The sequence below is a fragment of the Pseudomonas sp. CHM02 genome (genome assembly GCF_000612585.1).
In the GTDB taxonomy this organism is placed as follows: Bacteria; Pseudomonadota; Gammaproteobacteria; order Pseudomonadales; family Pseudomonadaceae; genus Aquipseudomonas.
This window is the reverse complement of the sequence record NZ_JFCA01000070.1, coordinates 1-19,762: the sequence shown is the minus strand read 5'-3', so window position 1 is coordinate 19,762 and position 19,762 is coordinate 1. Positions and strand designations below refer to the sequence as shown.

The window sequence follows — 19,762 nt, the reverse complement described above, 5'->3', positions numbered from 1 at the left end:
CACCTGTGCGGATTGTTCATGTCTTCTGTTGCCGATGGGTTGCCCCTCAATAAACGCCTGCCGGCGGTGCTCGCGATTTCCTTGGGGATCGGCATGGCGACCCTGGACACGGCCATCGTCAACACGGCCTTGCCGACCCTGGCCGAGGGGATTGGCACCGATTCCGCCTCGGTGATCTGGGTGGTCAATGCCTATCAGCTGGCGATCATTGCCACAGTGCTGCCGTTTGCGTCGCTCAGTGATGTGCTGGGGCATCGCCGTGTGTACCTCGGCGGGTTGCTGCTGTTTATCGTGTCGTCGCTGTTTTGCGGGCTGGCGGGTTCGCTGGTCACCCTGACGGCCGCGCGCGTGGCGCAGGGGCTCGGGGCGGCGGCGATCATGAGCGTGAACACGGCGTTGTTGCGGCATATCTACCCGTCGAAAATGCTCGGACGAGGCCTGGGCTACAACTCCCTGGTGGTCGGGTTGGCGTTTACCTTGGGGCCCACCGCGGCCTCGGCGATTCTGTCGGTGGCGACCTGGCATTGGCTGTACCTGATCAACGTGCCGCTGGGCTTGCTGGCCTTGGGATTGGGCCTGCGTTCATTGCCAGCGTTGCCCATGACCGGGCATGCCTTTGACCGACTCGCGGCGTTGTTGTGTGCCGGGTTGTTTGCCTTGTTGGTGCTGGGCCTGGGCACGGCGGTGCACGGCGCCCAGGGCGTGCTGACGCTGGGCCTGATCGCCGTGGCGCTGGTGTGCGGTGCCTTGCTGCTGCGGCGCCAGGCCGGGCACCCGGCGCCGATGCTGGCACTGGACCTGTTCAAGCGCCCGGTGTTTGCCTTGTCGTCCCTGACCGCGATTTGTGCGTTCAGCGCCCAAGGCCTGGCGTTTGTGTCGCTGCCCTTTCTGCTGCAGGCGGTGCTGGGCCATAGCCAGGTGGAAACCGGTTTCCTGATGACGCCGTGGCCGGCCGTGGTGGCGGTGATGGCGCTGGTGGCGGGGCGCCTGGCCGACCGTGTGTCCTTGGGTGTGCTGTGCGGCATCGGCTTGTTGATGCTCAGCGTGGGCATGGCCGCGCTGGCCACCCTGGGCAGTGGCGCCTCGGCATTTGATATCGGTTGGCGCATGGCGCTGTGTGGTGCCGGTTTCGGCTTCTTCCAGTCGCCCAACCTCAAGGCATTGATGACCAGCGCGCCGCTGGCCCGCAGCGGCGGGGCCAGTGGCATCGTGGCGATTTCGCGGTTGCTGGGGCAAACGCTGGGGGCGTCGCTGGTGGCCTTGTGTTTCCACCTGTCGGTGGGCAGCGGGCCGCACTATGCGCTGTGGCTGGGCTGCGGCTTTGCCCTGGTCGGCGCGGTAGCCAGTGGCTTGCGTTTGTTGCCCTACGGCAAAAAGCCGTGATTGGGCGTTGTAAAACACGGGTGCGGAAGGCTACCGTGGCGACCTGAGTATTTCGGGATGTTTCAGATTTATGTCCAGCCTGGCCCTCCGTACTGCTGATACACACTCCCGCCGCGCCGCGTTGACCCTGGCTTTATGCTTGCCCAGTGACGTGCTGCTCTACCTTTTGCTGCCGATGGAGTCCCAGGCCTTCGGCATCACCCTGGCCCAGGCCGGGGTGTTGCTGGCAGCCAACCGGCTGGTGCGGATTTTCGGCTACCGGCATGTCCTCAACTTCTACGCGCGCAACGGCGACCGCCTGACCTGCATGATGGCTGCCGGTGCGGCGACCCTGTGTGCGGTGGGCAACTCGGTGCTGTCGGGTTTCGCCGCGTTGTTGGGGCTGCGGTTGGTGTGGGGCCTGTGTTTCGCCGCGTTGAACCTGTCGACCCAAGTGCTGGCCACCTCGGAACCCGCCGGTGCCGCACGCCGGGCCGGGCGTTCGCGGGCGCTGATCGCCCTCGGGCCGATGCTGGCGTTGCCGCTGGGCGGCTGGCTGACCCTGTGGGCCGGGCCGCGTCCGATTTTTCTGATTCTGGCCGGGTGCTGCCTGGTGGGCTGGTGGATGGCGCGCGGCTTGCCTACGGTGGGGCATGATTTGCACACCACGCCGGGGCGACGCTTCAAGTGGCCGGACAGTGTGGCGGTGTGGTCGTTTATCGAAGGTGTGGCGCTGGATGGCCTGTTTATCTTCGGCCTGTCGATCCAGGCGCAGAAGCTGCTGGGCGGCGATGCAGTACTGATCGCCGGTGGCCTGATGGCGCTGCGTTATGTCTCGGAAATGCTCCTGAGCCCCCTGGGCGGGCGTGCGGCCCAGCGCTTTGGCGCCACCTCGATGCTGCTGCTGTTTTCGTTCCTGAGTGCCCTGGCCCTGACCGCGTTTGGCAGTTACTGGGTGATCGTCGGCGCGGCGGCGGTGCTGGTGCTGCGCGCGCTGCAACTGCCGCTGGTGACCACCTTGGTGGCCGAGCGCAACCCCGGTTCGCTGCGCGTCTCGGCCCTGGCTTCGAATGCCGTGTGGCGGGATATCGGCGCCGGCCTCGGGCCGTTGCTGGCCGGCCTGCTGCTGCCGATTGCTTCGGCCCCCTGGGTGTTTGGCCTGGCGGGCGCGGCGATCGCGGTGAGCGCGGTGTTCTGCTGGCAGGCAAAAATGTCCAACTGACACGGTGAGGTTGTGTGTGTCCCTTCAAGAAAACTTCGTAAGCCTGCTGGATGCGGCGTATCGACACTGGACCGGCGAGGGCCTGCCGGCCCCCGTACACCTGGACCCGCAACAGCGGCTGGCCTGGCTGCACAGCGACGCGCCCTACAGCCTGCTGGCCCATGACGGCGGCGCCGACCCGCGCTTTACCTATGTGAATGACTGCGCCCTGCGGTGCTTCAAATACTCGCGCGACACCTTCATCGGCATGCCCTCACGCTACAGCGCCTCGGAACTCGACCGCGCGGCGCGCCAGGAACTGCTCGAGCAAGTCACCGCCAACGGCATCGCCCAAGGCTACAGCGGCTGGCGCGTGGATGCTCACCAGCAACCGTTCATGATCCACGCCGGCGTGGTGTGGACCCTGCTCGATGACGCCGGCCAGGCGTGCGGGCAGGCGGCGTTGTTCTGGCCCGACGAACAGCGCATCGGCGTGTTGGCTTAAGCGGTCTTAAAGGCATCCAGCCACGCGGGGTCGAACCGGGTTTGCTCGGTCTCGATCCCCAGCGCCTGCATCTTGGCCTTGTGCGCCTCGACCTCCGCGACCAACTGCACCTGGGCGCTGGAATTGGCATCCAGTTCATGCATCTGCGTCAGGCCCAAGTGATAGAAGCGCAGCACCTTGATTGCCGTCGGGTCATTGGCCTGGACCCGTTCGGTGACCTTGTGCATCACATTCGTCACGCTCATCAGGTTGCGCTTGAGTTGCCAGCCATACACCGCCGGCGCCAGCCACGCCTGGGTCCAGAACGGGCCACGCACAAGGGCCAGCGTGATCAGCACCCCGGCGAACACGCCACCGACATTGAAGCGGAAATTGTCACCGCCAGGCTCGCCGAACAGCATCACCGCCAGGGTCGACAGCACCATGGCCAGGGCCAGGAACAGCACCGCGACAATCAGCGTGCTGCGCCGGGTCTGTTGGCGGAAGGTCACAGGGTCGCAGGGTTTGAGCTCGAACATCCGGTTCATGTCTCCAGAAGGGGCCCGCATCATCTCACGCCTGGGCAAACAAGTTGAACGATGGCGCAGGGCGGTTTCTCTAAACCTGTGTAGACCCTTTGAGGTGAACCATCATGTCCGACTACAACCAGCCACCACCCGGCACCCCGAACCCTGACCGCACACCCGGTGAAGAGGAGCGCGACAACGATGCGTTGCGCCCCAACGACCCGGCGGAGCGTCAGGACAATGACGTAGAGCATGTCGAGGAAGACCTGGAAAACCTCCACGACAAAGCCCGCCCACTTTGAAAAAGGAGAACGCCGTGAGTAATACGCCGAAAGGCCCGTCTTCAGGCGAGCATGCAAGTGGCAAGGACGAGCTGGGGTTCGACCCGGATTCGCCGGACGTGGCGGATCCGCAAGTGGATCCTATCGGCCCGGCTATTGCGCCGCTGGATAAGGGAAAGAAGGATAAGGACGAGAAAAAGCCGCCCTATGACCCGTTGAGCGATTTGAAGCCTTGAGCCGGCACGCAGCGCTAAGGGGCGCTCTTGAGAACAGGGCGCTCCTGCTGCTGGATTGCAAACAGCCAAATGTCCCTCAGGCGGCTATTCACCTGACCCATTCAGGGCTGATCAGGTGAATATGCCTTGTTCCCGGGCAGACGGGTACATGCTCAACGCCGCTCGCGCTAACTGCCATTTGCCGGATTAACGCCCCGCCTGAACCTCGATCACCAGCTTGCCTCGCGTGCGACCTGTCGCCAGCGCTGCATAGGCGTCATCCAGCTTGTCCAGCGGGAAGACTTTACTCACCACCGGCTCGATGACGCCCGCCTGCGCCAGTGCGGCAATTTCCTGCAGTTGCTCGCCGTCAGAGCGCGTGATCAGGCCGTGAAACGCTACGCCGTGCTCCGCCGCCAATGCTTCGAAACGTGCGTTGCCAGCGGAGGCTGCCTTGGCCATTGCTTCTGGCAAACCGAGCGACATGAAGGCGCGTGCGTCGGCTAAACGGACCAGCCCCACATAGCGTCCTCCCGGCTTCAGGCTCAGGATCGCTCGCTCGGTCAACTCGCCGCACACGCCGTCATACACGACATCGTAAGGCCCGAAGTCTTCAAAACGTTCGCGGGAATAATCGACGGCCTGGTCGACACCGAGTTCTTTCAGAAACTCCTGGTTGGCGGTGCTGGCGGTCGCCGTTACATGGGCACCCAGGTGCTTGGCGAAGGCAATCGCGAACGTGCCGACACCGCCGGCTCCGGCCTGGATCAGCACGCGCTCACCGGGTTTCAGGTGCACACGCTCAAGGAACGCCTGCCACGCAGTGAGTGCCACAGTCGGCAGACTGGCAGCCTCGGTATGCGACAGCGTGGAGGGCTTGCGGGCCAGCAGATGAGCCGGTACAGCCACGCGTTCTGCATAAGCGCCGACAGCGTTGCCCGGCAGGCGCGCGAAGACGGCGTCACCGGCTTTGAAACCCGAATCTTCCGGCGCACGAATGACGACACCGGACACGTCGAAACCCGGTACCTGCGGAAACGTGAAGGGCAGCAACTGACGATAGTTGCCTTCGCGCATTGCCAGTTCCACCGGATTGACGCCCGCGGCGAACACATCAATCAGAACGTCACCGTCCTTGACCTCTGGTTCTGGCAATTCGCCGAACGCCACCACTTCATTGCCACCATACCCGGTTAAAAAAGCCGCTTTCATATCGGTACCTCCGCTGGATGGGAGATATGAATCTAGCATATTAGTCTCAATATTGAACTTAAATTCAGAGGTGGGCTTAAGGCATGCTTTTTCTGCTATCAGTTCTCCTGCCTCGCCGTCGATGGCTCCAGGCGAATTTCCGAGGGCAGTACCCGCCTTCCCGTTGCAGAACGAACTTCCAAGGGCGGGATCACGCCGCCATCGACCGAGTCGACCATGTCCACAGGATGAGGGGCTGGCGCGAACAGCCAGCGGTCTCCCCACTGGCGCATGGCGACGATGGTCGTGGCCAGATCTTCTCCCATCGGCGTCAGGACGTATTCGAGCCGGCGGGCATTTTCGGCAACCGGCTGCTGCATCAATACGCCGCCTGCCACCAGCTTCTTCAAGCGAGCCGTCAGAAGGTTGCGCGACATTTGCAGCCTTGCCTGAAAATCGTCAAAACGACGCACGCCACCAAAAGCCTCGCGCAGGATCAACAGGCTGCCCCATTCACCAATGAGGTCGACAGCCCGTGCCAATGGGCAGTTTGCTTCGGCCCATACCGTGCGTTGCATAAACAGGATCCTCTGACGTGGGGGAAAGCAGAACAGGCGTATAGATACGCCCGGGGGTTGGCCATTGTAAGTTCAATCGGTACACAGCACGAACCTGCGTTCGGGGGGACGGCATTGAGCTTCAGTCAGAAGGCAGGATATCGATGTTTCGGTAGGTAACCAGGCCCGTTCGCCTGCAGGAAAGAAACAAGGCGGGAAGCCCGACAAAGCCCTGCCAGGCAACACAAAATGCGCAAATGACCTGTAAAAGCCCCGCCTCATACAGCGGGGCTTTCCCCTTACTTGGGCGCGACCCACGTCACCTCGGTAATTCCAAACTTCTCCGCCCAAGGCCGAGTCGTTTTCTTCACCTGTTCATGCCCCACGCGCCCCACGCGACTCACGTGCGCGATGTCGGCATCGACCGCCGCCCAGTGCCAGGCCTCTGCGTTGTTCATCACGTCGGCACGTACAACAAAGGACTTCGGTTTACCGTGCAACTGGTAGTGGATAGTGTAGATTTTTGCGGTACTCATGTTGCCTCCCTGTGTTGTTATAGATGGATACGGGAGTGTTCAAAAAGGTTCATTCAAAATGACAATCTGCGTGCTGGCGCGGCATAGTGACGCTTCACCTCGCGCCCAAGGATTGCGCCATGCCTCTGCTGACCAATAGCCGCCTCTATCTGCAACGCCTGGGTTATGACGCACCGCCAGCGCCGACCCTGCAAACCCTGCAGGAACTGCAACTGCGCCACGTGTGCACCTTTGCCTTCGAGAGCCTGTCGACCTTGATGCGCCTGCCGGTGCCTATCGACCTGCCCAGTGTCGAGCAAAAAGTGCTGCTGGAGGGCCGGGGCGGTTATTGCTATGAGTTGAACCAGATGTTCCTGGCGCTGTTGCAGGAACTCGGCTTTGACGCACGCGGCATCACCGGTCGGGTGGTGATGGGCGGGCCGCCGGATGCGCACACGGCGCGCACCCATCGCCTGAGCCTGGTGACGCTGGATGGCGTGCGCTATATCAGCGATGTCGGCTTTGGCGGCATGGTGCCCAGCAGCCCGTTGCAACTGGATACCGAAGCGGTGCAGGCCACGGCGCATGAGCCTTATCGCCTGAGCTTCGACGGGCAGGGCAGCTACACGCTGTGGGCACAAGTCGGGGAGGAGTGGCGTGGGTTGTATGTGTTCGACCTGCAAGAACAGGCGGCCATCGACTATGAGATCGGCAACTGGTACGTCTCTACGCACCCGGATTCGCCCTTCGTGGGCCAGTTGAAAGTCGCACGCCTGGCACCGGGTAAACGCCATACTTTGAACAACGCCCACTACGCCGTGCACTACCTGGATCGGCCGAGCGAAAAACGCACGTTCGACAGTGCCGATGAACTGCTGGATGTGCTGACCGAGACCTTTGGAATTCGCGTACCGGCCTCGCCGGCGCTGCGCCAGATCCTTGATGGCCTTGTAATAGCTAACGCTTAATCGCGTTGAGAGAGAGTCTTCGCCGAACAAGCACGACATCACGTTCTAAGTGCCACCCTTGGACGTGGGTGCCCAACGCCCACGTTCAACTGTCCGCAACAGCCCCCCTTTGTGTCCGCCAAAACCCTCAACGTCGCTGCGCCGCTGCCTTAGTGTGGAAACAGCTTTCCACATCATAAGAAGAGAGGGTGGCCATGCCCCGCATTGCCTTGCTGTTGGTTGTATTCGGCCTGCTCACGGCCTGTGACGACAAACCCCGACATTCCCCCGAACGCGCCACTGCGGCGACTGCCATGCCCGCCGACCCGGCGCTGGCCCAGGTCTATGACAGCAGTTGCAAGCTGTGCCACGCCAACCCAGCCTCCGGCGCGCCGCTGACAGGCGACCGCGCCGCGTGGAGCCCGCGCATCGCCCAGGGTGTCGACACGCTGCTCGACCACAGCATCAACGGCTACAACGGCATGCCGCCGATGGGCCTGTGCATGCAGTGTTCCGAAGAGCAGTTTGTGGCGCTGATCGGCTTTATGGCCGGTGTTCAAATCCAATAATAAGACGGGGTGATGGATGGTGCTTTCACGGCGGCAACTTTTGCAGCGCTCAGCAGTGGCAGGGATTTTCATGGCGTTGGCCAGCAACCCGGTGCTGGCCCAGTTGGCGCGGGCACCTCGTCTGATTCCGTGGCGCAACTGGTCGGGGGCGCAGACCTGTTTGCCGTTGGCACGCCTGGCGCCGAAAGACCTGGACGAACTGGTGCAGGTGATTCGCCAGGCGCCGGGGCAGGTGCGGCCGGTTGGCTCGGCGCATTCCTTCAGCGCCCTGGTGCCCACCGACGGCACCTTGCTGTCCCTGAGCTACTTCAATGGGCTGCTCGATCACGACCCGGCAACCTTGCAGGCCACCTTCGCCGCCGGCACGCCGATGTCGCGCATGGGCCCGGCGCTCAAGGCAGTGGGCCAGGCGCTGCCGAACATGGCGGATATCGATTACCAGACCCTGGCCGGGGCGATTTCCACCTCGACTCACGGCACCGGCGTGGGCTTCACTTCATATTCTGGCTGCGTCACCGGCTTGCAACTGGTGACCGCACAGGGTGAAGTGCTGGACTGCGACGCCCAGCGCCATCCCGAGGTGTTCAATGCGGCACGCGTGTCCCTCGGCGCGCTGGGCGTGGCCACCCGCATTCGCTCGCAGAACCGCACGCCCTATCGCCTGCGCGAACGCCAGTGGATCGCCAAGACCGAAGAGCTGCTGGAAGACGTGGAAAAAAACACGCGGGAGAACCAGCACTGGGAAATGCTGGTGGTCACCCATTCCGACTATGCGCTGTCGATTGCCCTCAATGAAACCAACGATGCAGAAACGCCGCCCATCGACCCGGCGGAGGCGGGCGGCAATGAGTTCGTGACGATCATCGAAAAGCTCGACAAATACGCCAGCGACTTCCCCGGCACACGTCGCACCTTGCTCAACAGCCTGCGCTTTTTTGCCAGCTTCGAGGACCGCGTGGCCGAGTCCTTCGAGGTGTACGCCAACGTGCGCAATGTGCGTTTCAACGAGATGGAATATTCGGTGCCTGCCGAGCATGGGCCGACGTGCCTGCGCGAGATCCTCAAGCTGATCAACGACAAGGACCTGCGCACCTGGTTTCCCATCGAGTACCGCTACGTCAAGGCCGATGACATTCCCCTGAGCATGTTCGAAGGCCGCGACAGTTGCTCGATCTCCGTGCACCAACACTACGCCATGGACCATCACAACTTTTTCGCCGCCGTGGAGCCGATCTTCTGGAAATACGCCGGCCGCCCGCACTGGGGCAAATTGCACACCCTCAATGCGCGCACGCTGCAGCCGCTGTACCCACGCTGGGACGCGTTCACTCGCGTGCGCCGTGAGCTGGACCCGAGTGGAAAATTCCTCAATGCGCACCTGTCATCCATCCTGGGAGTGGCCCGATGAACCGTCGACATTTTGTACTCGGCACGGGCGCTTTGTTGGCCGCTGGTATCTGGTTGCTGCGCCCGAGTGACCGTGGCAGTCCCTACAACGATTACTTCCGTACCCTCAACGCCGAACTCAAGGCCCACGGGCCGATGCGCCCGGTGATGCTGATCGACCTGGATCGGCTGGATCACAACATCGACGTGGTCATGCAGTCGGTCAAACGCGGCGGTAAACACCTGCGGTTGGTGGAGAAGTCCCTGCCATCACCCGGGCTGCTGGCCTACATCGCCAAGCGTGCCGGCACCCAGCGGCTGATGTCGTTTCACCAGCCGTTCCTGAATCATGATGCGCAGGTGTTCCCCGAGGCGGACATCCTGCTGGGCAAGCCGCTGCCGGTGCGTTCGGCTGAGCTGTTTTATCAAAGCCACAAGGGGCCGTTCGACCCGTCGCGGCAGTTGCAGTGGTTGTTGGATACGCCTGAGCGGTTGCAGCAATACCTGGGGTTGGCGCAGGGGTTGGGTGTTTGCTTGCGGGTCAATATCGAACTCGATGTGGGGCTGCATCGTGGCGGTATCCGTGACAACGCGGTGCTGGGGCAGATGCTCACGCTGATCAGCGCGAACCCGCAGTATTTGGCGTTCGCCGGGTTTATGGGCTACGACCCGTTCGTGGGCATGGGCGTGCCCGGCATTCTGGGTTCGCCCCAGGCGTTGTTCGAGCAGGTGATGCAGCGCTACAACGGCTATGTGGATTTTACTCGGCAGCACTTCGCCGGGTTGTGGAGGGAGGGGCTTACGTTGAATACGGCGGGGAGCCCGAGTTATCGGATTCATGAGCAGGAGCGACTGAGTACGGAAGTGTCGGTGGGGACCGCGTTGCTCAAGCCTACCCATTATGATTTGCCTTCCTTGAGCGAGCATGTGCCGGCGGTGTTTATTGCCGCGCCGGTGTTGAAGAGCACGGGGCCGGTGGATATTCCGGCGTTGGATGGCAAGTCTCGGGTGTTTTCGTGGTGGGATCCGAACCAGCGGGGGACTTACTTTATTTATGGGGGGAATTGGCTGGCGGAGTTTGAGTCGCCGCAGGGGCTGAAGAGTAATGAGTTGTATGGGCGTAGTTCTAATCAGGAGATGGTCAATGGGTCGCCGGCTGTGGGGTTGAACGTGGATGACCAGGTGTTTTTGCGGCCGACGCAGAGTGAGTTTGTGTTGTTGCAGTTTGGGGATTTGCTGGGGGTACGGGGGGGTAAGGTTATTGAGGTTTGGCCGGTTTATTCGTGATAACGGGGCGTATATCCATTGCTGCGGTTCGCATCATGGATACGCGGTCCCGTAGGAGCCGGCTTGCCGGCGAAAAACGCGAGGGCGCCGCGTGCATTCTGGCGCCCCGCGTTATCGTTGAAGACCATCGCTGGCAAGCCAGCTTTCACAGCGCAAAGGGAATCGTCAACTTAGCCCACAACATATCCCCCTCCGGCCGATTCTCCACCTCAAACTCCTTGGCCCACCGCACCTCAGCACTGGCGTACTTCAAAAAGGTGAAATACACCGCCGGTCCAATCGCAAACACCTGCCCCCGCACACCATCATTCACCTCTTCACCCAAGATGTTCACCACCGTATGACCGTACTGCTTATCGTCGGTCGTCTGCTTGAGGTAATAACCATTCACACCCAGGCTCAGGTTGTCGGTGACCTTGTAGCTGGCCGAATAATCGAAGTGGAAAATCTGCCCGGAACGATAGTCGGTGTCGTGGTTTTCCTTGTTGAAACTGTAGGTAGTCTTGATCGACAACTCGGTACGTTCGTTAGGCATCCAGGTCGCCGAAACCAACGGTTTGTAGGTGTAGAAATTATTGCTGGTGTTGGCCAGCCGCGAGGCGTCGTATTCGCCGGTGGGCAGGGTGATTTCCACCGCGGCGCCCAGGGTCAGGCTGGGCCCGAGGTCCCACAGGATGATCGGCGCCACGGTGGTGTCGCCCATGCTTTCCCGGGTGTCGGACATGCCGAACAGCCCCACCTGCTGCTTGAGGTACGGCTGAGCGACATAGCCGCCGAGGCGCCCGCCGAAAATACGCACCGGGCTCAGGTAATCCAGGCGCGGGATGATCGCGTCCGACTGGATGCGCACATCGGAGACCTTGCCGCCCAGGGAACTGATGTCCAGCTTCCTGGCTTCGTAGTGGTTGTAGTACAGGTTGAAGGCGAACATATGGTCCGGCAGATTGTTCACATTCAGGGGCAGGGTGTAGAAGCCATCGGTGCCGGGGCCGATATTGTCGACACCGCCTTCGGTGGCCAGGGCCGGCAGGCTGATCAGGCTCAACAGCGCGAGTTGCAGCGAGTGAAGTGCACGGGTGGGGTTCATGTCTGGCCTCATTATTATTGTTAGGGCACTGCAGGCCATAGAAATAAGCCCTGTGCGCCCTGCAGGGCAGGGTTTTTGCGGCCAGATAGGGGGGCTTTGCCGGACAGGTTTCACTCAGGGGGCAGTGAATCTTGCAAGCGCCTATGATTGTCAGAATGTTTCTAAAACAAGAACTGAAGTACTCAGTCAGGAACCCGTGATCCATGCAAAGGAAAGCCGTAGACCCGCACTTTGAGCTGGCGCTCGTGTCGCCGTTCCTACTGCAGACCCTCGGGCAGGTGGTGGCGCAAAAGGGCGCCAGTGCCGAAGCCCTGTGCCGTGGCCTGGGGTTCACCTTGGCCGACCTGGATGACCCGGCGCAACGCATCTCCTATCGCCAGGCCGTGGCGATGATCCAGCGTGCGCTCAAGGTCTTGCCTGATCAGGGATTGGGCCTGTGGGTGGGTAACCAGAATGTGCTGGGCACCCTGGGGCTGCTCGGCCATGTGATTTCCTTGTGCAAGACCTTGCGCGATGCCTTTGCGATCGGCGAGCGCCATCAGCACACCTCCGGCGGCATCGCCACCACCCGCACCCACGAAGGCGCCGCTGAGGTGTTTGTCGACGTCGAGTGTCTGTTGCCCTATGCCGAGGTGCAGGTGTTTGCCGCCGAAGAGTTCTTTGCCAGTCTCATGGTGTATGGCCGTGCGCTGGTGGGGGCGCAGTTCATGCCACTGCGCATGGAGTTCGTGCATGCACCGCCGCCTTACGTTGCCGAGTATCACCGCCTGTTTGGTGACGATGTGCGCTTCGGCTGCCTGCACAACCGCATGGTGCTGGCGCCGCACTGGATGGATGCACGCCTGCCCAACCATCACGCCCTCGCATTGCGCCAGGCCTTGGAATTGCTGGAGCTGGAAAGCGCCCAACTGCACCAGAAGATGGACCTGATCCAGGCGGTGGAGCGCGCGATCTCCCGCGATTTGCAGGGCAGCCAACTGGAGAAGGTCGCCAGTGACTTGAACATGAGTGGTCGCACCCTGCGCCGGCGCTTGACCGAGCATGGGCTGACCTTCGAAGCCTTGCTGGAACAAGTACGCCGCGCGCGGACCATGGGCCTGCTGGGCAATCCAGGGTTGTCCATCGAGCGGATCACGGAAGAGGTCGGTTACAGCGATGTGCGCAGTTTTCGGCGGGCGTTCAAACGGTGGACGGGGGTGAGCCCCAGTGCATTTCGCGGGGAGGGAGGAGGGGCGGCGTAGTCCTTTGGGTGGTCCCGTTCAGGACGCCGGTGCAGCGGGTTTTCAGCTCGCCGAGGAACTCTCCGATCGAGCGCGCAAAGGTTTGCTTTTTGGCGAATCAAAAAGCGCGCCGATCGCCTGGCGCGCACGGGACAGCCGGCTCATGATGGTGCCGATCGGCAGGTCGAGCATTTCGGCGGCTTCCTTGTAGCTGAAGCGCTCCACACCCACCAGTAGCATCACTTCGCGCTGGCCGTCGGGGAGTTTTTGCACGGCTTCGATAATCTGCCGGTGCATCAGGTCGGACTCCGGGTTGGGTGCCTCGGGGTCGCTGACGGTTTCGAGGAACTCGTCGTTCCAGTCCATGCGCGAACGGCTGCGTACTTTGCGTGAGCGCAATTCGTTGATCCAGGTGGAGTGCACAATCGAAAACATCCAGCTCAGTACCGACGTGTCGGGCTGCAACTGATGGGCCCGTTCCAGCGCGCGGACACAGGCGAGCTGAACCAGGTCTTCGGCATCATGCTTGTCGCCAGAGATGCGCAACGCAAATGCCCACAGGCGTGGTAGCAGGTCTGGAAGCAGTGCGGGTAAGTCAGCACCGGTGATCGACATATTTCCTCTTATTATTTCTTGATGCCTAAAATGGAGCGGTCAGGCTACGAGGTCGATACCGTAGCGGATGCCTGTGTCGCGGCGTCCTTTTTGCGGTGCTGAGGGTCCTGGGTGACGAAGAACTGTATCAAGATGCTGACAAAGTGTATCAATTTGGATGGCTATTGAAAGGTTGATGACAGCATATGCAGGTTACAGGCCAATGATTCTGACAATCGTGGCAGGAAAAATGCCCCTGACATGTGGTGAAACATATAAGATTTATCGGGCCCTGGGAATATTTTCGAATCCCGGGTGTTCTCTTAAAGTATTTGTGCGTGTCACTTAGTATTCAGCGCTTGCTTTAAAGTTTTTTTGATTTGTTGCAACAGTAAAGCTGATATCAATATGATGGCTTGCCGCTACCCTCCGGCTCGCCGCTTCGGCCCACAAGGCCGAGAATCACCCAGTAGAAATTGATGAATACAAACGGAGAGAAAATCCCATGGTAGCGGATGATGCCTTGCTAATGGCCTATGTTGACGGCGAGCTTTCGTCGCAACAGAACCAAGAGCTAGAGCGGCTCATAGACGCTTCGCCGGACCTGGCTGAACGAGTCTCCCGGTTGATGGCTTCGTGCCTGCCTTATGAGGAAGCCTTTGCCCGGCAGAATCTGCCGCCGGTTCCCGAGAGCCTCAAGCTCAGTATTGCGGCGTTGGCGGCGCAACACAGCACCGCTGAACCCGCGCACGCGCTTGCGGACGCAAAGACAGACAGCGTTTTCTCCCGCCTGTTCGCGTTCTTCCAACCTAAATTTGCATGGCCTGCGCTGACGTTCGTTGCGGGTGCAGCCTGTTATGCCCTGGTGCTTCAGATTGGTGCGTTAAACGGTGCGTTGAAGCCGGGTGTCGATACCACCGCGCCCGCCGTTGCCCAGGCTTCGCCCTGGGTTCAGCAGGCCGCCGCCTACCAGCATCTGTACACGCGGGAGACCGTCGCCTACGGCGCTCAGCCAACCGATGCCGTCACCAAGACCCTCGCCGATATCCGTGATATCGACGGCCTGGCGCTGCGCGTACCTGATCTGAGTTCAGCCGGCCTGACCTTCAAGCGTGTGCAGCGCCTGCGCTTCAACAACAAGGCGCTGATCCAACTGGTGTACCTGCCGGCCAGCGGTGCGCCGGTGGCGCTGTGCGTGATGAAAGAACCCAAGCCCGACCAGTCGATCACCCAGCAAAGCGTCGCGCAGATGAACGTAGTAACGTGGCGCCAGTCTGAGCTGGGCTACGCCCTGATCGGCGAGCCCGAAGGTGTCGACCTCAATGCCGTTGCCCGACTTGTCGCCGACCGCAGTGCCGGCCAGTTGTTTACCGGTTCGCCCGCACCGATGTGGATCGCCTCCCTCCAGAAATGACCGTGCTGGGATCGAGCATCGGTTCTCGATGCAGTGATCCCAGAAAGCCTGATGAAAAAACCTTTTCCGCTCAACAAACGTCATCGCTTGCCCCTTGCCGTTGCCGCCGCCGTGGTGATCACGGGCCTGGGTGTGTGGCTGCGGCCTTCGTTCAGCGCGCCGTCACCGACGGCTGCGCAAATCGTCGACCAGATGGAAGCCGTCGCCGGCGGTGCGCACGCGGGTTTCCGGCGTAACCATGCCAAGGGCCAGTGCATCAGTGGGCGCTTTGAAAGCAATGGTAATGCGGTAGAGATTTCCAGCGCCGCGCCGTTGCGGCGGGGCAGCGTAACGTTGATCGGGCGCTTGTCCGCTGCCGGTGGCGACCCGGCCGAGCCGGATGTGCTCGGTATGAACCGCAGCATGGCGCTAAGACTCGCCGAGGGCGATGGCAGCACCTGGTACATGGCGATGAACTCCGTTCCGGTGTTTCCGGTGAGCACGCCAGAGGGGCTGTACGCACAACTGCGTGCCTCGATTCCAGAATACGGCGGCGCCGGCCCCGACCCGCAAAAAATGCAGGCCTTCAAGGATGCCCATCCTGAGATGCGCGCGTTCGAAGACTGGCTGGCGGCCAATCCTGCTTCTTCGGGGTTCGATAACACCACGTTCTACAGCGTCAACGCGTTTCGCATGATCGACGCCCAGGGCAGGGTGCGTTTTGTGCGCTGGAGCATGGTGCCGGAGACGCCTTACGCGGCGATCAGCGCAGAACAGCGCAGCGACCCCGACTTCCTCGCCTTCGGCCTGGCCACGCAGCTTGAGCGCGGCCCACTGCGCTGGCACCTGATCATCACGCTCGCTGATCCGGGCGACGTCACCAATAACGCCACCGTGCTCTGGCCACAAGGGCGCCGGCAAATCGATGCCGGTGTGCTGGTGATCGACGTCCAGCAATCCCAGGTCGACGGTGCGTGCCGCGATATCGATTTCAACCCGCTGGAGTTGCCCGCCGGCATCGAGCCTTCGGATGATCCGTTGTTGCTGGCGCGCCAGGCCGCGTACGCCGAGTCCCATCGCCGGCGCATCGAAGAAGCAAGCGCCCGTTAAGAATTTTTAAGCAACCGCGGAATAAATCATTTCCCTCGCTTGTTCTATCCCCAGAACAACTTGCACGAGGGATTTGCGATGGGCCTGCCCACCGACGCTCAATCACTGGATTTCACTGCGCTTGCCGTGCCCTTGCCGTTAGGCGAGGGCGAGGCGAGCGGCGGTGGCCCGAACGTCGAATACGACCCCGAATTCCTCGAACTGGAAGAAGAAGCCCTCGGCAAACCCGAGGTGCAATACGGCGACACCATCACCCAGGCCATCGAACCCAACTGGAAGCGCGTGATGCAGCTAGCCTTGCCGCTGCTGGAGCGCAGCCGCGACCTGCGCCTGGCCATCTGGCTGACCCGCGCCCAGCTCAACCTGCACGGTTTTCCCGGCCTGGCCGCCGGCCTGCAACTGATTCACGGGCTGCTGGCGCAGTGCTGGAACGGCATGCATCCCCAACTCGACCCCGACGACGATAATGACCCGCTGCTGCGCATCAATATCCTGGCTTTCCTCTGCGAACCGTCCGGGCTGTTGCGTGACCTGCTCGGTACAGCGCTGGTCAGTGCTCGCAGTGTCGGCACGCTGAACCTGCGCCAGCTCGACCAGGCCGCCACTGAGCAGGCCGGTGACGTCAGCCTGGCGATGCTCGAAGGCGCATTGGCCGAGGCCGATCCATCGGCGCTGAGCGCTACGCAAGACGCCTTGGCGCAGGCCCTGGCCTTGAGTGTGCAGATCGAGCAGTTGCTCACGGAGAAAGTCGGCGTTGGCCGCGCCATCGACCTGAGCGGCCTCGCTACGCTGTTGCGCCGCGCCGCTGAAGTGATCCGTCGCCCGCAAGCCGAAACTGAAGCTGAAACCGTTGCGCCGATGACGCACGCCACTGCCACGCTGCCACAGCCCAGCCGCGGCGAGATCAACAGCCGCGAAGACGCACGCCAGACCCTCGACCGTCTGTGCGCCTATTTCCAGACCCATGAACCGGCCAGTCCCGTACCGATCCTGCTGCAACGGGCGAAGAAGTTGATCGACAAGAATTTCATGGAATTGCTGCAAGACCTCGCCCCCGATGGTCTCGCGCAACTGGCGCTGGTCAGCGGAAGTCGCAGCGGCGACAACTGACCCTTTTGTATCAACCCCACTCACCGGAGCTTGTCCTGTGGCCAAAGAAAGCAGTCAGAAGTTTATCGCTCGCAACCGGGCGCCACGTGTGCAGATCGAATATGACGTGGAGATCTACGGCTCGGAAAAAACCGTGCAGTTGCCCTTTGTGATGGGGGTGTTTTCCGACCTCTCCGGCAAACCCGCCGAGCCGTTGCCGCCAGTGGCCGAGCGCAAGTTCCTCGAAGTCGACATCGACAACTTCGACGAGCGCCTCAAATCCATGAAGCCGCGCGTGGCGTTCCAGGTGCCCAACACCCTGAGCGGCGAGGGCAACCTGCCGGTGGAGATCACCTTCGAAACCATGGACGACTTCTCCCCGGCGGCCATCGCACGCAAGGTGCCGAGCCTCGACCAGTTGCTCACCGCGCGCAGCCAATTGTCCAACCTGCTGACCTACATGGACGGCAAGGTCGGCGCCGAGGAACTGCTGGCCAAACTGCTCGCCGACCCGAGCGTGATGCAGGCCTTGAGCACCGCGCCCAAACCAACCGAATAACTGAATAACCGCTGACTCTGCCGGTGCCTCGTTTGCCCCGGTACGGGGACGCTTTGCCCAAAATTCGAGGATACCGTCATGTCCACTACGCAATCGGAACAGGCCGGACAGCCGCTCGTCACGACCGAGTTCGATGCCGGCGACTTCGCCAGTCTCTTGCAGAAAGAGTTCAAGCCCAAGACCGACAAGGCCAAGGAAGCGGTGGAAACCGCTGTGCGCACCCTGGCCGAGCAAGCGCTGCAAGGCACCCAACTGATGCCCCACGACGTGCTGGGCACCATCGAAGGCCTGATCGCCGCCCTCGACCAGAAGCTCACCGAACAGATCAACCACATCCTGCACCACGAAGAGTTCCAGGGCGTGGAAAGCGCTTGGCGTGGCTTGCATTACCTGGTCAACAACACCGAGACCGACGAGTCGCTGAAGATTCGGGTGATGAACATTTCCAAGAACGAAGTGCACAAGACCCTGCGCAAGTTCAAGGGTGTGGCCTGGGACCAGAGCCCGATTTTCAAGAAGCTCTACGAAGAGGAATACGGCCAGTTCGGCGGTGAGCCCTATGGCGCGTTCGTGGCCGACTACTACTTCAACAACAGCGCGCCGGACGTGGAGCTGCTGACCCAGATGGCCCGCGTCAGCGCCGCCGCCCACTGCCCGCTGATCACCGCCGCCGACCCCAGCGTGATGCTGATGGAATCGTGGCAGGAGCTGGCCAACCCGCGGGACCTGACCAAGATCTTCCAGACCCCGGAACACGCGGCCTGGCGCAGTTTCCGCGCCAGTGAGGACTCGCGTTATGTCGGCCTGGCGATGCCGCGTTTCCTGTCCCGCGCACCCTACGGCGCCAAGACCAACCCGGTGGAAGCATTCGACTTCGAAGAAACCACCGACGCCGCCGGCTCCAAGGATTTCACCTGGGCCAACGCCGCCTACGCCATGGCCGTGAACATCAACCGCTCGTTCAAACACTACGGCTGGTGCTCGCAGATTCGCGGCATCGAATCCGGCGGTGTGGTGGAAGGGCTGCCGGTGCATACCTTCCCGACCGATGACGGCGGTGTCGACATGACCTGCCCGACCGAAATCGCCATCAGCGACCGCCGCGAAGCGGAATTGGCCAAGAACGGTTTCATGCCGCTGGTGCACAAGAAAAACAGTGACCTGGCGGCCTTCATCGGCGCGCAGTCGATGCACAAGCCTGCCGAGTACGACGACCCGGACGCCACCGCCAACGCCAACCTGGCCGCGCGCCTGCCATACCTGTTCGCCACCTGCCGGTTCGCTCACTACTTGAAATGCATCGTGCGCGACAAGATCGGCTCGTTCAAAGAGCGCGATGACATGCAGATCTGGCTCAACAACTGGATCGGCCGCTACGTGGAACGCAACCCGGCCACTGCCACCGATGCCGACAAGGCGCGCAAGCCCCTGGCCGGTGCCGAGGTGGTGGTGGAAGAAGTCGAAGGCAACCCCGGCTACTACGGCGCCAAGTTCTTCCTGCGCCCGCACTACCAGCTCGAAGGCCTGACAGTGTCCCTGCGCCTGGTTTCCAAGCTGCCGTCCACCAAATCCAACTGATCAACCCTGAAAGGTAACCACCATGATTTTGCTGAACTTCAAAGGCACCCAGATCAAAGGCACCTCCACCGTCGAGGCGCACACCGACTGGATCACCATCGATGCGCTCCAGATGGGCGTGGGCCGGGCCATCTCCACCAGTGGCGGCGGGGCTGACCGTGACACCAGCAACCCCTCGTTCTCGGAAATCTCCCTGACCAAGGCCACCGACCTGGCCTCCGCCGACCTGTTCATGCAAGCGGTGTGCGGCAAGAGCCTGGGCGATGCCGAGATCCACTTCATCCAGACCGGCGGCCCGGACAAGAAACAACAGGTGTTCCTCAAGCTGATCCTGGGCAGCGCGATCATCAGCTCCTACTCCGCCAGCAGTAACGGCGAGCGCCCGAGCGAAACCATCTCGATCAACTTCACCACCATCAGCTACGAGTTCGACTCGTTCACCGGCGACACCGTGATCACCGGTACACCGAAGAAATGGGACCTGGAAAAGAACCAGAAAATCTGATTCTGGCTGGCGGGATTGCTGTAGTGAGCGGGCTTGCCCCGCGCTGGGGCGCGAAGCGGCCCCATCACAGGCACCGCGTTTTTTGCAGGAAAACCGTGGTGCTTG

At 61.7% G+C, this 19,762-nt stretch carries 22 protein-coding genes; 16 read left to right on the top strand and 6 right to left on the bottom strand.

Going from position 1 to position 19,762, the window contains the following annotated elements; genetic code table 11:
• The first annotated feature begins 18 nt into the window (after positions 1-18).
• From BM70_RS0128885 to BM70_RS0128875, 3 genes are all read left to right on the top strand, one after another.
• On the top strand, positions 19-1,383 hold the full coding sequence (locus BM70_RS0128885; RefSeq protein WP_025859252.1) for an MFS transporter: 1,365 nt from the start codon (positions 19-21) through the stop codon (positions 1,381-1,383).
• Between the two features lie 70 nt (positions 1,384-1,453).
• The gene (locus BM70_RS0128880; RefSeq protein ID WP_025859251.1) at positions 1,454-2,584 is read left to right on the top strand and encodes an MFS transporter; all 1,131 of its coding nucleotides are present in this window, start codon (positions 1,454-1,456) and stop codon (positions 2,582-2,584) included.
• A gap of 16 nt (positions 2,585-2,600) precedes the next feature.
• Positions 2,601-3,068 carry an MEKHLA domain-containing protein gene (locus BM70_RS0128875; RefSeq protein WP_256220954.1) on the top strand — a complete coding sequence of 156 codons (468 nt, stop codon included), beginning with the start codon at positions 2,601-2,603 and terminating at the stop codon, positions 3,066-3,068.
• Here the strand turns inward: BM70_RS0128875 and BM70_RS0128870 are convergent.
• Positions 3,065-3,586 carry a DUF3087 family protein gene (locus BM70_RS0128870; RefSeq protein WP_025859249.1) on the bottom strand — a complete coding sequence of 174 codons (522 nt, stop codon included), beginning with the start codon at positions 3,584-3,586 and terminating at the stop codon, positions 3,065-3,067. The genes BM70_RS0128875 and BM70_RS0128870 overlap by 4 nt on opposite strands.
• A 113-nt stretch (positions 3,587-3,699) precedes the next feature.
• Here BM70_RS0128870 and BM70_RS33445 point away from each other — a divergent pair, with 113 nt between their 5' ends.
• Both BM70_RS33445 and BM70_RS0128860 read left to right on the top strand, forming a co-directional pair.
• Positions 3,700-3,876 (top strand): hypothetical protein, encoded by a 177-nt coding sequence (locus BM70_RS33445; RefSeq protein ID WP_177326602.1) that lies wholly within the window; start codon positions 3,700-3,702, stop codon positions 3,874-3,876.
• Positions 3,877-3,890: 14 nt separating this feature from the next.
• A complete protein-coding gene (locus tag BM70_RS0128860; RefSeq protein WP_025859248.1) occupies positions 3,891-4,091 on the top strand; it encodes a DUF6021 family protein in 201 nt (66 codons plus the stop codon).
• Between the two features lie 186 nt (positions 4,092-4,277).
• On the opposite strand, the gene BM70_RS0128855 is transcribed toward BM70_RS0128860, so the two are convergent.
• From BM70_RS0128855 to BM70_RS0128845, 3 genes are all read right to left on the bottom strand, one after another.
• The gene (locus BM70_RS0128855) at positions 4,278-5,282 is read right to left on the bottom strand and encodes an NADP-dependent oxidoreductase (protein ID WP_025859247.1); all 1,005 of its coding nucleotides are present in this window, start codon (positions 5,280-5,282) and stop codon (positions 4,278-4,280) included.
• Positions 5,283-5,380: 98 nt separating this feature from the next.
• The gene (locus tag BM70_RS0128850; RefSeq protein WP_025859246.1) at positions 5,381-5,839 is read right to left on the bottom strand and encodes a helix-turn-helix domain-containing protein; all 459 of its coding nucleotides are present in this window, start codon (positions 5,837-5,839) and stop codon (positions 5,381-5,383) included.
• Positions 5,840-6,117: 278 nt separating this feature from the next.
• Positions 6,118-6,354, bottom strand: coding sequence for a DUF6555 family protein (locus BM70_RS0128845; protein WP_025859245.1), 237 nt, complete (start codon positions 6,352-6,354; stop codon positions 6,118-6,120).
• A gap of 119 nt (positions 6,355-6,473) precedes the next feature.
• On the opposite strand from BM70_RS0128845, the gene BM70_RS0128840 reads away from it, so the two are divergent.
• From BM70_RS0128840 to BM70_RS0128825, 4 genes are all read left to right on the top strand, one after another.
• Complete coding sequence (locus BM70_RS0128840) at positions 6,474-7,301, top strand: arylamine N-acetyltransferase (RefSeq protein ID WP_025859244.1); 828 nt, start codon at positions 6,474-6,476, stop codon at positions 7,299-7,301.
• Positions 7,302-7,495: 194 nt separating this feature from the next.
• Positions 7,496-7,849, top strand: a complete 354-nt coding sequence (locus BM70_RS0128835) for a cytochrome c5 family protein (RefSeq protein ID WP_043274424.1) — start codon at positions 7,496-7,498, stop codon at positions 7,847-7,849.
• Between the two features lie 76 nt (positions 7,850-7,925).
• Positions 7,926-9,257, top strand: a complete 1,332-nt coding sequence (locus BM70_RS0128830) for a D-arabinono-1,4-lactone oxidase (RefSeq protein WP_177326604.1) — start codon at positions 7,926-7,928, stop codon at positions 9,255-9,257.
• A 56-nt stretch (positions 9,258-9,313) separates the two neighbouring features.
• Positions 9,314-10,522: a DSD1 family PLP-dependent enzyme gene (locus tag BM70_RS0128825; protein WP_177326603.1), complete on the top strand. Its 1,209-nt coding sequence runs from the start codon at positions 9,314-9,316 to the stop codon at positions 10,520-10,522.
• Between the two features lie 145 nt (positions 10,523-10,667).
• Here BM70_RS0128825 and BM70_RS0128820 read toward each other — a convergent pair whose 3' ends face one another.
• Positions 10,668-11,609, bottom strand: a complete 942-nt coding sequence (locus tag BM70_RS0128820; protein ID WP_025859240.1) for a transporter — start codon at positions 11,607-11,609, stop codon at positions 10,668-10,670.
• Positions 11,610-11,812: 203 nt separating this feature from the next.
• On the opposite strand from BM70_RS0128820, the gene BM70_RS0128815 reads away from it, so the two are divergent.
• Positions 11,813-12,850: an AraC family transcriptional regulator gene (locus tag BM70_RS0128815; protein WP_025859239.1), complete on the top strand. Its 1,038-nt coding sequence runs from the start codon at positions 11,813-11,815 to the stop codon at positions 12,848-12,850.
• Positions 12,851-12,892: 42 nt separating this feature from the next.
• Here the strand turns inward: BM70_RS0128815 and BM70_RS0128810 are convergent, their stop codons facing one another.
• Positions 12,893-13,444, bottom strand: coding sequence for an RNA polymerase sigma factor (locus tag BM70_RS0128810; protein ID WP_081782154.1), 552 nt, complete (start codon positions 13,442-13,444; stop codon positions 12,893-12,895).
• Positions 13,445-13,928: 484 nt separating this feature from the next.
• Here BM70_RS0128810 and BM70_RS0128805 point away from each other — a divergent pair, with 484 nt between their 5' ends.
• The 6 genes from BM70_RS0128805 (at position 13,929) to BM70_RS0128780 (ending at position 19,657) form a co-directional block, all read left to right on the top strand.
• Positions 13,929-14,837, top strand: a complete 909-nt coding sequence (locus BM70_RS0128805; RefSeq protein WP_025859237.1) for an anti-sigma factor — start codon at positions 13,929-13,931, stop codon at positions 14,835-14,837.
• A 51-nt stretch (positions 14,838-14,888) separates the two neighbouring features.
• Entirely contained in the window at positions 14,889-15,926 is a 1,038-nt protein-coding gene (locus tag BM70_RS0128800; protein ID WP_025859236.1) for a catalase family peroxidase, read from the top strand.
• Positions 15,927-16,004: 78 nt separating this feature from the next.
• Positions 16,005-17,036: a type VI secretion system protein TssA gene (tssA, locus tag BM70_RS0128795; protein WP_025859235.1), complete on the top strand. Its 1,032-nt coding sequence runs from the start codon at positions 16,005-16,007 to the stop codon at positions 17,034-17,036.
• A gap of 37 nt (positions 17,037-17,073) precedes the next feature.
• Positions 17,074-17,574, top strand: a complete 501-nt coding sequence (tssB, locus tag BM70_RS0128790; protein ID WP_025859234.1) for a type VI secretion system contractile sheath small subunit — start codon at positions 17,074-17,076, stop codon at positions 17,572-17,574.
• A 78-nt stretch (positions 17,575-17,652) separates the two neighbouring features.
• A complete protein-coding gene (tssC, locus tag BM70_RS0128785) occupies positions 17,653-19,152 on the top strand; it encodes a type VI secretion system contractile sheath large subunit (protein ID WP_025859233.1) in 1,500 nt (499 codons plus the stop codon).
• Positions 19,153-19,174: 22 nt separating this feature from the next.
• The gene (locus BM70_RS0128780; RefSeq protein ID WP_025859232.1) at positions 19,175-19,657 is read left to right on the top strand and encodes a type VI secretion system tube protein Hcp; all 483 of its coding nucleotides are present in this window, start codon (positions 19,175-19,177) and stop codon (positions 19,655-19,657) included.
• Positions 19,658-19,762: the final 105 nt, after the last annotated feature.